12 protein-coding genes are annotated in these 12,983 nt (G+C 45.8%); 6 read left to right on the plus strand and 6 right to left on the minus strand.

Annotation, left to right across the window (positions count from 1 at the left end):
* Nucleotides 1-146 precede the first annotated feature (146 nt).
* Nucleotides 147-1,130 carry an alpha-ketoacid dehydrogenase subunit beta gene (locus QUB66_RS13065; protein ID WP_332968088.1) on the minus strand — a complete coding sequence of 328 codons (984 nt, stop codon included), beginning with the start codon at nt 1,128-1,130 and terminating at the stop codon, nt 147-149.
* 513 nt (nt 1,131-1,643) lie between these two features.
* Between QUB66_RS13065 and QUB66_RS13070 the strand changes: the two genes are divergently transcribed.
* A complete protein-coding gene (locus QUB66_RS13070) occupies nt 1,644-2,231 on the plus strand; it encodes a tetratricopeptide repeat protein (protein WP_332968087.1) in 588 nt (195 codons plus the stop codon).
* Between the two features lie 211 nt (nt 2,232-2,442).
* Nucleotides 2,443-3,078, plus strand: coding sequence for a Uma2 family endonuclease (locus QUB66_RS13075; protein ID WP_332968086.1), 636 nt, complete (start codon nt 2,443-2,445; stop codon nt 3,076-3,078).
* A gap of 220 nt (nt 3,079-3,298) precedes the next feature.
* Here the strand turns inward: QUB66_RS13075 and QUB66_RS13080 are convergent, their stop codons facing one another.
* Complete coding sequence (locus tag QUB66_RS13080; protein ID WP_332968084.1) at nt 3,299-4,666, minus strand: NACHT domain-containing protein; 1,368 nt, start codon at nt 4,664-4,666, stop codon at nt 3,299-3,301.
* A gap of 327 nt (nt 4,667-4,993) precedes the next feature.
* Between QUB66_RS13080 and QUB66_RS13085 the strand changes: the two genes are divergently transcribed.
* Nucleotides 4,994-5,833, plus strand: coding sequence for an SH3 domain-containing protein (locus tag QUB66_RS13085; RefSeq protein WP_332968083.1), 840 nt, complete (start codon nt 4,994-4,996; stop codon nt 5,831-5,833).
* 147 nt (nt 5,834-5,980) lie between these two features.
* On the opposite strand, the gene QUB66_RS13090 is transcribed toward QUB66_RS13085, so the two are convergent.
* Both QUB66_RS13090 and purB read right to left on the minus strand, forming a co-directional pair.
* Nucleotides 5,981-6,706 (minus strand): M15 family metallopeptidase, encoded by a 726-nt coding sequence (locus QUB66_RS13090; protein WP_332968081.1) that lies wholly within the window; start codon nt 6,704-6,706, stop codon nt 5,981-5,983.
* A 269-nt stretch (nt 6,707-6,975) separates the two neighbouring features.
* Complete coding sequence (gene purB / locus QUB66_RS13095; protein ID WP_332968079.1) at nt 6,976-8,271, minus strand: adenylosuccinate lyase; 1,296 nt, start codon at nt 8,269-8,271, stop codon at nt 6,976-6,978.
* 774 nt (nt 8,272-9,045) lie between these two features.
* On the opposite strand from purB, the gene QUB66_RS13100 reads away from it, so the two are divergent.
* Together QUB66_RS13100 and QUB66_RS13105 are read left to right on the plus strand one after the other, a co-directional pair.
* Nucleotides 9,046-9,876 carry a class I SAM-dependent methyltransferase gene (locus QUB66_RS13100; RefSeq protein WP_265234476.1) on the plus strand — a complete coding sequence of 277 codons (831 nt, stop codon included), beginning with the start codon at nt 9,046-9,048 and terminating at the stop codon, nt 9,874-9,876.
* Nucleotides 9,849-10,127 carry an excisionase family DNA-binding protein gene (locus QUB66_RS13105; protein ID WP_265234475.1) on the plus strand — a complete coding sequence of 93 codons (279 nt, stop codon included), beginning with the start codon at nt 9,849-9,851 and terminating at the stop codon, nt 10,125-10,127. The genes QUB66_RS13100 and QUB66_RS13105 overlap by 28 nt, the downstream gene beginning before the upstream one ends.
* A 79-nt stretch (nt 10,128-10,206) precedes the next feature.
* Here QUB66_RS13105 and QUB66_RS13110 read toward each other — a convergent pair whose 3' ends face one another.
* Nucleotides 10,207-11,736 carry a YifB family Mg chelatase-like AAA ATPase gene (locus QUB66_RS13110; protein WP_332968077.1) on the minus strand — a complete coding sequence of 510 codons (1,530 nt, stop codon included), beginning with the start codon at nt 11,734-11,736 and terminating at the stop codon, nt 10,207-10,209.
* A gap of 58 nt (nt 11,737-11,794) precedes the next feature.
* Complete coding sequence (locus QUB66_RS13115; protein WP_332968075.1) at nt 11,795-11,998, minus strand: hypothetical protein; 204 nt, start codon at nt 11,996-11,998, stop codon at nt 11,795-11,797.
* Between QUB66_RS13115 and QUB66_RS13120 the strand changes: the two genes are divergently transcribed.
* Complete coding sequence (locus tag QUB66_RS13120; protein ID WP_265234472.1) at nt 11,997-12,344, plus strand: histidine triad nucleotide-binding protein; 348 nt, start codon at nt 11,997-11,999, stop codon at nt 12,342-12,344. The genes QUB66_RS13115 and QUB66_RS13120 overlap by 2 nt on opposite strands.
* Nucleotides 12,345-12,983: the final 639 nt, after the last annotated feature.

Here is a 12,983-nt window from a genome sequence, read left to right on the forward strand (position 1 = left end):
TTGGTTATTGGTTATTGGTTATTGGTTATTGGTTATTGGTTATTGGTTATTGGTTCGTTCCGAGCTTTTTTTCGGTTTCCAAACAACAAGTAACAAACAACAAATAACAAACAACGAATAACAAACAACGAATAACCAATGACTATTTATACTCGCAAACCTACCATTTTTTGGACTGCATCGACAATCTGATTGGGCTGGACAATGGTGAGTCTTTCCAAATTGCCGTTGTAAGGTGTGGGAATATCTTGTGAAGACAGGCGCAAAACTGGTGCGTCGAGTTCGTCAAAAAATCGATCGCTAATCGAAGCAATCAATTCGGCACCGATGCCTCCGGTTTTCATGCACTCCTCTACAATAATTACTTTGTGAGTTTTGCGAATGGATTCGCCGATCGTCTCCATGTCGAGGGGTTTGAGAGAAATTAGGTCGATCACTTCTGGATCGTAACCTTCTTTTACGAGTGCGGGCACGGCTTGCAGGACGTGGTGCCGCATCCTGGAATATGTCAAGATGGTGACATCTTTGCCCGATCGCACAATTTCCGCTTTGTCTAACGGCACTAAATATTCTGTTTCTGGCAAATTTTCCTTGAGGTTGTACAGCAGAACGTGCTCAAAAAACAGCACCGGGTTATCATCGCGGATGGCTGATTTTAAGAGTCCTTTGGCGTTGTAGGGAGTCGAACAGGCGACTATTTTCAAACCCGGTACTGCTTGGAAATATGCTTCTAACCGCTGAGAGTGTTCAGCGCCGAGTTGCCTACCCACGCCGCCGGGGCCGCGAATCACCATCGGCATTTTGAAGTTGCCGCCGGAGGTGTAGCGCAGCATTCCAGCGTTGTTAGAAATTTGGTTGAAGGCGAGGAGCAAAAAGCCCATGTTCATGCCTTCGATGATCGGGCGCAATCCCGTCATTGCTGCGCCGACTGCCATGCCTGTAAAGCTATTTTCGGCGATCGGGGTATCGAGCACTCGGAGCTCGCCATATTTCTCGTAGAGGTCTTTGGTGACTTTATAGGAACCACCGTATTGGCCTACGTCTTCGCCGAGTACGAATACAGAGGAGTCGCGGGCCATTTCTTCGTCTAACGCCTCGCGGAGGGCGTTGAACAATAAGGTTTCTGCCATAGGAGGTGAAGCAATGATTGCAGGAGGGTCAGATTAGAATCTTAACCTTTTGGGGTGCGGATGAGGATGCGATCGTACATTTGACAGTTAAGACTTGAGATTTTGCCAACACTTATCATAGAATTTGTATTATGTCAATCAATATTTAAGTCATGCAACCTTAGCTGTAGGGTGTGTCGCGATCGACAATCCCTCAACAAAATCGACAATCTAACAGCGACGCACCTGTGCTTGCAAGACTCGTGTAAACAAACCTATATGTAAGGTGCGTCGCCATGAGATTTTCGATAGAATTTATGGATTTTTCATGGCGACGCACCCTACGAATACTGTCTACATATATGATGTAAAATATCAGCAAATTTCAGAAAACGAAACCCAAAAATATCAAGGGGCTGCGTTGCACAAACTACGCCGTACCCTAAACGCAACCATCAAGCTTGTAGAAAAAAAAATAAACCAGTAAACCCAACACAAGAACCCAGACTCATGATTAAATTTTTTGGCAAACTAATGCGAGCCGCTCTCATTGGGGCAGTAACAGTGCTTGTGATTCGCAATGGCTGCACTGTTGCAAACGATGAGACAATCTCTGATTCAGTTTCGACGCTCGCCCCAGACTGCTTAAAATCCCTCCCTAATGTTCCTATCCGAAAGGATGAAGATTCCGCAGATGTCGAAGCCGAGGGAGACAAATTGAAGGGGCAAGCAGCCCTTAACAAGTACAGCGAAGCCCGCCTGCTTTATTTCGGAGAATTAGGCTATGCAACTGCGAGAGCTATGAAAGGAGATCCTAGTGCCTCTATGGAACTGAACCTTTCGATTGCCTCGTCAAAATTTCCATTTAAGGTAGGTCAAGCTTTCGCTCAAACAGGAAAACATGAAATAGCGATCACTTGCTTCACCGAAAGTTTAAGCGAAAAACTTTTACCACCTAACGACGCTAGCGCTTACCTGAGCCGTGGGGAAGCCTACCTCGCCACCGGGGAAAAACTTAAAGCACGGCAAGATTATCAGAAGTCCGCTGAACTATTTCAAAAATACAAGTTGCCCCAATACTCAAAAAAGGCTACCGACAGACTTCGCAGCATTACCCCTTAATTTTGCGGTTTCTGCCATAGGAGGTGAATGATTGCAGGAGGGTTAGATTAGAATCTTAACCTTTTGCGGTTGTGGATTTGAATGCGATCGTACATTTGGCAGTTAAGACTGGAGATTTTGCCCACACATATCATAACATTTGTATTATGTCAATGAATATTTAAGTTAACTAGACAGGCGGGAATTCCCCCGCCCATAGTAGAGGAATACCATGATCCAGACAAAAACTGAACTAACTTTGGAAGAGTTTTTTGCTCTCCCCGAAGGAGAAGGGGATATTACTTACGAACTTGTTGACAATCAAGCAGTACCAAAGATGTCACCCAAAAAATTTCATTCTCGCCTCACCAGAAGCCTCATCAAAATTCTCGAACAGTGGGGTGAAGAACGAGGAGAAATTGGTGTAGAATGGGCGGTAAAATTAACCAGATTGGGGCGAGACTGGGTTCCCGTACCAGACCTTTTATATGTTTCTTACGAACGCTTATCTCCTGACTGGAATCAAGATGAAGCCTGTCCTGTTGTCCCAGAATTAGTCATAGAAATTATTTCACCCGAACCAACTTTCGGTCAGTTAGCGGCCAAGGCGAGAAATTATTTAGATGCTAAGGTTTTGCGGGTTTGGGTGGTAGATAGCAAGGCTAGAAGTATTACTGTTTTTTACCCCGATGCAGCACCGCAGACTTATATGGGAGATACTCTATTAAAAGATCCACTTTTTGATGGATTAGAATTTAGCGCGGAACAGCTATTTCAGATGGCAAAAATACCACCAAAGACGGCGGTTGAAACCGCGTCTACACAAACGAATTGGGCCTCCGCAGAATCAAGATCAGACGGCGGTTGAAACCGCGTCTACACAAACGAATTGGGCCTCCGCGGAATCAAGATCAGACGGCGGTTGAAACCGCGTCTACACAAACGAATTGGGCCTCCGCGGAATGAAGAAAGTAACGCATTTTTACTAGGTACTCTTCAACCCGCGGAGGCGGGTTTTGTCTGTGTAGCCGCGGTTTAAACCGCCCGGTCTTATATCATGAATAGTGATTTTTGTCAAGCTCCTCAATTTAGATTTCAGCAAAATGTTTTTGCAATAAATCGTGGATAAATCGATAACGTCGATCGCCCGTTTTTTGCAGCAACAGTCGATCGCCCGCAGCATCCAGAAAACGCCTGTAATCCCAAGGAATATGACCGCTAGACCACAGCACGAGGCGCAACATAAAACTTTCAATCGCCGGAATTGGAGGCAGCAAAGCACTAATTACCGCCGCTACAGCACCCGCAATCAACCCCCAAACCGACCCGGAGACTAAGGTGACAATTAATCCCAAAATCACCCAAATCAGCGCGCCAACCAGCTTAACTCCAAACTGATACTTGCGCCGCTCCTCGCCTGTTTGCAGCCAACTAGACGGGATGCGATCGAGGTAAAATTCTTGAATTCCTTGTTGTTCCATCCTTCTCGCCAACCATCCCAGCCAGTGGCGAATTTGTTCGGGCCGCAGTTCCTTATTTCTGGGATACTGCTTGACTTCTCCGGTCATTTGGTGGCGGATGTAGGCAGTTAACAGATATTTGCGCTGTTCTTCTGCGGAAGTTATGCGCTTCCAAGATTCAATTAAAATATCATCATAAGCCAAAGCCATCATGCTCAACAACAAGGGAGCTTTTGCTAATCTTAGCAACTCCGGCTCCTTCTCAATGCTGTACCAAAGTTCGCGGCTTCTAGCTTCTAGCAGATAGTTTTGAATTTGATTTTCTGTCAAAGGTTTCAGCAAAACTGCTGCTTGCAATTTAAATCTAGTTTGACAGTTTTTGTAGACTTCAAAACTGCTGCAAGCTACTAAATGTTTGGGTTTGAATTCGCTTTCCACAAACTGATTGATTGCTTGAATGCAGCTATTTTGGCGGTGGGTTTCCACTTCGTCCAAACCGTCGAGGAGAGGCAATAATTTTTGTTCGGCGAGCCATTTTTTGCCCACAGCAGGAGAGATGCCGTATTTGAACTGAAGCTGAGCAATTAACCAATCGGCGATCGCCCCAGATGCTGCTTTCCACGACCCGAGTTCAAACAGCACTGGTATTGGTAAACTGGGATCTTTTTCGGCGCGGGAAACTAACACCAGAGCCAATTCTAGCAGCGTGGTGGTTTTGCCTGCACCGATCGCTCCCAAAATGACCAATTTGCCGCCGGTGCGATCGAACACTTTAGAAATGCTAGCTTTGGGAGGAAGCCGAAAACTCGGACGGTTGCCGGCTTTCACTTCCACATCCCAACAGCGACTAGCACCAACAGGCTGGGAGTCTTGGCTGAGGTTAGCCACCACAGCAGCGTGCAAAGACTGCGATCGGCCTGCTTGGACTTCTCGCTTTACTTCCGAAAGTAGTCGATCGCGAGGTGGTTGTAATCTGAAAGGAATAAATCTTGACATTTTAGCTACTAAACTGCGCCTCGCGCCGGACGGCTACTTTACCATATTTGCGCGGAACTGGCTCACCGCAACAGTACCATCACTACAGGTGTCAAGTATAGATGGAGTGAAATGATTGTGACAATCATCGATGTTAAATTTTAGGAACTAATGCGGAAACCTCAGCCCTGATTAAGTATTTTCACTCTAGATGGAATGGCGAGCCCGCCAATTTTTCCGGGAAAATCCAGATAAATCTGCCCTAACCAAGTATTTTCCCTATCAAAATTCTAGCCTCGCGCCAACTCCAAAACAAAAATTATCAGTATAAATACAGAGGGGTTTTTTATGTCATTTACTTCTACTCAAATCATCATCACAGGCTTAGCAGGGCTAGCAACAGCGGTAGGAGTGGCTGCTGCAACTATACAGTCGGGTGCGATCGAACAATCCAATCCCCCGGTTGCAGAATCGCCAGCAGCCGTCAGAAACCCGATTTCACTCGTTCCGGCCAACAACCCCGAATCTCGGCCAGCAGAACCTCTGCAAGCAGAAACCCAGGCTACGGAAGCCCCGAAATCTGAATCTCAACCAGCCCAAAGCCCCGCACTTGAACCACCGCAAATCGTCGCAGTTTCTCCGCCAAAAGTTGGCGCAGTAGTTGTCACACCGCCCAATTCCGGCTGTAAAATCAGTATGGCTGTAGTCAGCGATCCGAATCCACCGCTAAATGTGCGATCGCACCCGATCGTCAACGGCAGCAAAATAGTAGGAAAACTTAATAATAATACCTTTGTTTCAGTTGCCGAAGAACAAAACGGTTGGCTGCGAATTACCGAACCGCCCGGTTGGATTGCCAAAAATCGCACCGAAAGCAGTTGTGTGAATGTGAACCAGCAGATTAATTTTCTGCCTGGGGGAGATGAAGCAATTGTTAAAGGTCGAATTATCGGCGGCGGCAGCCATTCCTACAAGATTCGGGCAGCCAAAAATCAAACAATGATTGTTAAGAATCGGAAAGATGTTTTCCCGCTAATTCTGACTCCTGGTGGCACAACTTTAGGAAATTCTGATCGGGATAATCAAACAGAGTGGACTGGAAAAATCCCTGTTACTGGAAATTATACATTTCAACTAGACTCAAATTTCCGCGGCTATGAATACGAATTTTATGTGCAAGTCCGTTAATTCCCAAGAACACCGGGCGGTTTCAACCGCCGTCTTAGGAATGAGAATTAAATAACTTACACAAGTTTGTGGGGTGGGCGGGAGAGCCCGCCCACCCCACAATAACAATTAAAATTGTAAGTTATTTAATTTGCGATCCTTAGCTAATTAAGGAATTTCAGTAAGCGACACATCAAGAATTGCAAACTTCTGCCAATCTTCCGAATCAAAGTGCCACCATTCAGTTGTGATACCAATAAATCCCTGTTTTTTCATCGCATTTTCAAGCGTTTGACGATTTTTCCGAGATTGGGCGCTGCCACCGTTGTAATCTCTGTGAGCTTTTTTGGTAAAATCGTCGTAGGGCGTTGGCATTTCTAATTCTTTGCCGGTGCGATCGACTAAAGTTAAATCCACAGCCGCACCGCGATTGTGCCGCGAGCCCCTAGCCGGATTAGCAACATAGTTCGGATCTGGCCAAACTTCCCACATTTGCTTAGTCACAGAAAAAGGCCTGTAGCAATCGTAAACTTTCAAACCTAATCCGATTTTTTCTAAGTCTGTTTGAACTAGCGCTAATTTTTGAGCAACAGAACTTCTTAAAGCGCATTTGGCTTGAGAGTAAAGCTTTCGTTTTAAGAAATTGTTCGCAGTGGCGTAGCGGATATCGAGGCGAATGTTGGGATTTACTTTGCGGATGTCAACAAGTCGCGCCCAACTGGGAAGTTGACTCATGAAAATGCTGTCAGGTGCGATCGGGCTTGGTTCTGGTTGGGTAATTTCCACTCTTGGCGGTTCTTGGGCGCGGACAAATATTGGATGGTGCAGGCTAATTGCTGAGAATAATACTAATACAAATAAAATTAAATATTTTGCAAATTTACTTATTTTCATGGTTCTGTAAATTTAATATTTGATATTGTTTTTGTGGCATTTGATGTTGTGAGGGATTTTCGCGTTTTTCCGACAGTCCGACAGGGGTTTAAACCCCTGTCTCATAGCGAAAGTCCTCTAAAGAGGACTAAAATATTTGTCGAAATTTATCTGAAATTTTGATCGCTCTTAATGAGTCTTTCAGTCGGTTTCAACCGACTTTCGCTGTGAGACGGGGGTTTGAACCCTGGCGGACTGTCGGACTCATTTTAAATTCTTGTTAATTATCTTCAAATTCCCAAGCGTTGATACACTAAATCTAAGTGCCTTAATTGATACTGCGGATCGAAACAATCATCAATTTCTTTTGTCGTCATCCGACCAGTAACGCTGACATCTTTGGAAATTAAATCGTAGAAATTGCCGCCCGTTTTATTCCAAGCTTGGTGAGCGCAAGATTGCACAACTTTGTAGGCTTCTTCGCGGTTCATGCCTTTTTCGACTAAGGCTAACATCACGCGCTGGCTGAAGATAACTCCGCCGTAAAGGTTCATGTTGCGCTTCATGTTTTCGGGATAGACTAGCAGGTGTTTTACTAAGTCTGTGGCTTCTACTAACATGAAGTGAGTTACTGTAGAACTGTCGGGTAAAATCATCCGTTCTACGGAACTGTGAGAGATGTCTCTTTCGTGCCAAAGCGCTACGTTTTCTAGGGCTGCGACGGCGTTGGCGCGGACAATTCTCGCCATTCCTGTGAGTCTTTCGGAGCGAATTGGGTTGCGTTTGTGGGGCATGGCGGATGAGCCTTTTTGCCCTTTGGAGAAGAATTCTTCGACTTCGAGTACGTCGGTGCGTTGGAGGTTGCGGATTTCTACTGCGAAACGCTCGATCGATGCGGCTAACAATGCTAGGGTTTGGACGTATTCGGCGTGTCGATCGCGCGAAATGACTTGAGTGGATGCACAATCGGGTTCGAGTCCGAGGTTTTGACAGGCGATCGCCTCGATGCGCGGGTCAATATTAGCATAGGTTCCGACTGCACCGGAGATTTTGCCGACTGCAATGGACGATCGCAAATTCACCAATCTTTCACGGCTGCGAAACACTTCCGCCAGCCATCCAGCTAGTTTAAAGCCAAAGGTGATGGGTTCGGCGTGAATTCCGTGCGATCGACCAACCATGACGGTATTGCGATGCTGTTGAGCCTGATAGCGAATAGCCTGACTCAAATCTTCGACACGTTGTAACAAAATATCGACACTAGCGACTAATTGCAGCGCCAAAGCGGTATCGAGGACATCGGAACTTGTTAAACCGAGGTGGATATAGCGTCCGGCATCGCCTACATATTCGTTGACATTTGTCAAGAAAGCGATCATGTCATGGCGAACTTCCTCTTCAATTTCGAGGACTCGTTTCGGGTCAAAATTAGCCTTAGCTTTAATTTCTTCGACTGCGGCGGCGGGGATGTAGCCGAGTTCGGCTTGAGCTTCGCAGACAGCGATTTCTACTTGTAGCCAGCTTTTGAGCTTGGCGGTTTCAGTCCAGATGTTGCCCATTTCGGGCAAAGTGTAGCGCTCTATCACGGTTGGGAATTGGGGAATGCGATCTGACTATTGTACCGCTATGTGGCACTGGGGATAGGTCGGGTTGCCAGGGGCGATCGGGGGAAAGTGGGGGAAAGCGGGTAAAAGGGCGATCGGGTATAGCAATCCTAAATGATTCTACTCGTTACCAGGAAGATCCTGGTAACGCAGATCCGGAGGCTCGGCCTCGATTTTCGCCCTTGCGAGGCAGAGCCTCTGGACATCGATTCCCAGGCGCTTAGCCTGGGAATCGGTTATTGAAACTGATTTAGGATTGCTATAGCTGCGAGCTTGTTTATTTGTTGGTGAGGTGAGGAAGGCTGACGTAACACGCCCAAAATGGCTCAAGTCGAAAAGTCAACCTATTGGCTGTTGAGCATGGATTATCCCAATCAGCTATATTGTTAGGTTTTATGCTACCAATAATTCGGACAGTTTTTTAACGGCCCTGTAAGCCTTACAGAAGCCCTGCCATTTTTAACGCATTTTTTGAAACTTAGCGCTGGACTTAAATTTAAATCTTGAAAAAATAGTCCACCATATAGCCAGTCTGGGTTTCGGACACTCGATTAGATATAAACTGTCCGAAGTGAAGTATTGATGCTACTATAATTAATTATATCTTTGATAATGCCCGACCTATCGGTGAAACAACAAGCTGAACACTTGCTAAGAACAGAGCCAGAGTTGGTAAAAAGCCTTGTTGAGGAATGAATCCACTAACTCACCCATCAAACTCCTGAATTATCAGGGTCAATCAATGATAGCAAGCAGATGACTGATGTAAGAGCCTACGACCTTAGTACCTGGAATCGTTCTGTAGAAGGTGAAATACATCGCTTACGCCTTCAAGTTGACCTGAGCTGGAAAAAAGAGGCACGCAACTTATCCTGGTTTGGTCTCCAAGACGGAATGTCTGTCCTTGAGCTAGGCAGTGGACCGGGCTTCTTTACCAAAAAACTATTATCCTTAGTGCCTAATAGCTCAATAACAGCAGTAGAAATCGATCCAACTGCGATCGAGTATTTCCAGCAATACCTGCAAGGTATAACAAGTGACCGACTCAAGATGATCGAAGCCTCTATTATGGACACCAATTTACCAGACAACAGCTTTGATTTCGCCATCGTGCGCTATGTTTTATGGAATCTACCAGATCCAATTGGGGCAGCTAAAGAAGTATTGCGCGTCCTCAAACCTGGTGGAAAATGCGTAATTACTGACTACGATGATGAATTTTATAGCCTTGTCGATCCGCCGGCTCCAAAACGCCTGTTAGGTTTCGAGAAATTAAATCAGTTTGTGACTGCCAATGGCGGGAACCCAAAATTTGGTCGGTACTTGTGGCGCATACTTAAAGAAACTGGTTTCAAAAAACTCAACCTAGAGGCGGTTATACTCCATAGTGACGAGTTGGGTATAGAACCTTTGTTTAAGATTAGTTTTGATGAGGCTTTTTTAGTTCCAGTAATACAACAGGGCTTTCTTAAAGAAACCGAGTTAGAAGAAATTCGTGCAGAGACAAAGCAGTTCCTGTCATCACCAAACGCTTTGATAATGATCGAACTCCTAATGATTTGTGGCGAAAAACCCTTAGCAACTTAAACGATCTGTATCGGCTGGTTTGCTCTGGTAAGTCTTATCTGAATGTATTACAACCATTTCTAGTCAAATTACTAGAAAACGGAGAAATTCCCCATATCAAAGTTGGTTCCCATCGGCGCATACTTTTCCAAGATGTCATGATTTACAAGGAACAGCGGAAAATCAAGCGCCGTCAAGGACTGAAGGAACTAAGTCAATTTCTGCAAGATGAGGGTTTTTACGAAGAATCTATATCCAATTTAGCTGAGTAATATGGACATTATTGCTGTTATTTTAGATTCCTGTGTCATTTTACCTACGCCCGATCGCCCAAATCCCCCTTACTTTACCTTACTGCATCCGATCGATCGTCCGATACTGCACCGCCTCACCCACATGATTGGTTTTCAGACTTTCATCCCCCGACAAATCAGCAATAGTCCTAGCAACCTTCAAAATTCGATCGCTAGCCCGCGCCGAAAGCCCCAACTTCCGAATCGCCATCTCCAACAAATTCCGCGAAGCATCATCCAACTGACACCATTGGTTAATGTGGCTGCTTAGCATCTGCGCGTTACACCGCAAGCCAGCTTCCGACTCAAAACGGCGAGTCGCCACCTCTCGCGCCCGCTGCACCCTCACCCGCACCGGTTCCGACTCCTCCCCCGTTGGCTGTCGCGTAATTTCCTCCGGTTTCAAACGATTAACCGCCACCTGCAAATCAATCCGATCCATCAAAGGCCCCGAAAGTTTTGCCCAATATTGCTCCCTCTTTTGCGGCGAACAAGTACACTGTTGGATCGTATCGCCGTAGTAACCGCAAGCGCAAGGATTTGTACTCGCAACTAAGGTAAATTGTGCCGGAAACATCACCGATTGTCTGGTGCGAGAAATCGTCACATAACCGTCTTCCAACGGTTGCCGCAAAAACTCCAAAACATCTCGTTTAAACTCTGTTAATTCATCCAAAAAAAGTATGCCGCGATGTGCTAAAGATATTTCACCCGGACGCGGAAAACTGCCGCCGCCAACTAAAGAAGGCCCCGATGCTGAATGGTGAGGACTGCGAAAAGGCCGATCGCTCACCAAGCTTCCCTTATCCTTCAACAACCCAGCCACCGAATGAATTTGAGTCACATCCAAAGCCTCATCAAAAGTCAGCGGCGGCAAAATACCAGGCAAACGTCTCGCCAGCATAGTCTTACCGCTCCCTGGCGGCCCCACAAAAATTAAATTGTGCCCCCCCGCCGCCGCAATTTCCAAAGCCCGTCTCGCGTGAATTTGCCCCTTGACATCCTTTAAATCTAAACCCGGAATCCGCCTTTTTGCTAACTCTTCTCTACCGTTTACTTCTACGGGCGAATAAACTTGAGGATTGTTTAAAAAATCAGTAACTGCAAAAATATTCTCAAAACCGTAAACAGATATTCCGTTGACTAAAGCCGCTTCTGCCGCATTTGCCATCGGCACAATCAATCCCGAAATACCCATTCTTTGAGCAGCAGCGGCGATCGGCAAAACCCCAGCCACAGCCCGCAAAGTCCCATCTAAAGAGAGTTCCCCCAAAAACAAATGATCTCCCAAAAGCTCACCGCTGACCTGTTCCGATGCTGCTAAAATACCAATGGCGATCGGCAAATCAAAACTAGGGCCTTCCTTTCGCAAATCCGCCGGAGTCAAATTAATCACAATACTCCGCATCGGAAAAGAGTATCCCGAATTTTTCAGCGTCGCCCTAACCCTTTCCTTAGCTTCTTGCACCGCAGAATCGGGCAACCCCACAACCACAATTTTCGGCAGCCCCCCCGACACATCAGCCTCCACACCCACCTTTACCGCGTCAACTCCTACGATCGATGCACTCCAAACCCTAGCAAGCATTTTTCTCGATCCTTAATTTGCCTGTCTTTGATTCATCATATATTATGATTAACAATGACTAATGAATATCGGAAGAAGCAAGAAAAACTTTTCCTTGCCTCTTCCTTTTCTCTTTTTGCTGATCTCCTCCTGAGTCTTCCCCCTTCCCTCCTCTCCTTGTCCCTTCCGTCTTCCCCCTTCCGTCTTGCACCTTCGCCCTTGTCACTTCCCACTTCTTCCTTCTTCCTTCTTCCTTCTTCCTTCTTCCTTCTTTAACACCCATGACAACCCAAGAAACGCTTTTCAGCAAAATCATCCGCAAAGAGATTCCAGCAGACATCGTTTATGAGGACGACTTGGCCCTCGCCTTCAGAGATATCAATCCGCAAGCGCCAGTCCACATCCTCGTCATTCCCAAAAAACCTATTCCCAAATTAGCCGATGCCGAATCGGGAGATCATGCGCTCATGGGACACCTGCTCCTGACTGTCAAGCGCGTAGCAGAACAACTCGGACTCAGCAACGGCTATCGCGTCGTGATTAATACCGGCAACGACGGCGGCCAAACTGTAGACCACCTGCACCTTCACATTCTCGGCGGACGGCAGATGAAGTGGCCCCCTGGCTAAAGGTTAATTTTGACGCACAACTTACGAACTCATCCTCAGAAACCCGGTTTATGGCTATTGCAAAGCGCCTCATAAACTGGGTTTTTAGTTGATGAATCCGGTTGATGGGGAATTGTTGAGAATGTATAGCAACCGCCACATCAGTGAGGACATAAATAACTTCATGAATAGAGCCGATACCCGTCAAGCATCAATGATTTGATTCCCGTTATGCAACTGTCAACTGTCCACTGTCCACTGCTATAGTGCTATAGTGCGATCGCACAATCACCCAATTTCCAGTATTCTCCCAATAAAAACTTATGTGTGCCGAATCCACGGATAATATGTGAATAAATATTAAAAATAATTTGTTCAAGACCTAATTAAGAGATATTTAAATAGAAAGGCGATCGACCTGAACAACAGTAATTGAAGTCAACTGCTGAATAAACCTACAGATAATAGATTCAGCTCTTCTGTTCGCTGTATTTAACCGTATTACTTATGTAACATTACTTTGCAAATAACTACAAATATTCACTAAAAATCAATGTTTGTAAATATTTGTAAAATGTTTTAATTGTCAGCACTAAACCCTTGGCAAACTTTAGTGAATGGTGTTACTAATATAAGCGTGGGGCATCCCCACAACGAACA

This window comes from Microcoleus sp. A2-C3 (assembly GCF_036706065.1).
Taxonomy (GTDB): domain Bacteria; phylum Cyanobacteriota; class Cyanobacteriia; order Cyanobacteriales; family Microcoleaceae; genus Microcoleus.

What these genes read in the sequence shown, in the direction of transcription:
- QUB66_RS13110 (WP_332968077.1), bottom strand. Translation starts at nt 11,736, where the DNA reads ATGCTTGCTAGGGTTTGGAGTGCATCGATCGTAGGAGTTGACGCGGTA.
- QUB66_RS13065 (WP_332968088.1), bottom strand. Translation starts at nt 1,130, where the DNA reads ATGGCAGAAACCTTATTGTTCAACGCCCTCCGCGAGGCGTTAGACGAA.
- QUB66_RS13100 (WP_265234476.1), top strand. Translation starts at nt 9,046, where the DNA reads ATGACTGATGTAAGAGCCTACGACCTTAGTACCTGGAATCGTTCTGTA.
- QUB66_RS13090 (WP_332968081.1), bottom strand. Translation starts at nt 6,706, where the DNA reads ATGAAAATAAGTAAATTTGCAAAATATTTAATTTTATTTGTATTAGTA.
- QUB66_RS13085 (WP_332968083.1), top strand. Translation starts at nt 4,994, where the DNA reads ATGTCATTTACTTCTACTCAAATCATCATCACAGGCTTAGCAGGGCTA.
- QUB66_RS13115 (WP_332968075.1), bottom strand. Translation starts at nt 11,998, where the DNA reads ATGGGTGTTAAAGAAGGAAGAAGGAAGAAGGAAGAAGGAAGAAGGAAG.
- QUB66_RS13080 (WP_332968084.1), bottom strand. Translation starts at nt 4,666, where the DNA reads ATGTCAAGATTTATTCCTTTCAGATTACAACCACCTCGCGATCGACTA.
- QUB66_RS13075 (WP_332968086.1), top strand. Translation starts at nt 2,443, where the DNA reads ATGATCCAGACAAAAACTGAACTAACTTTGGAAGAGTTTTTTGCTCTC.
- QUB66_RS13070 (WP_332968087.1), top strand. Translation starts at nt 1,644, where the DNA reads ATGCGAGCCGCTCTCATTGGGGCAGTAACAGTGCTTGTGATTCGCAAT.
- QUB66_RS13120 (WP_265234472.1), top strand. Translation starts at nt 11,997, where the DNA reads ATGACAACCCAAGAAACGCTTTTCAGCAAAATCATCCGCAAAGAGATT.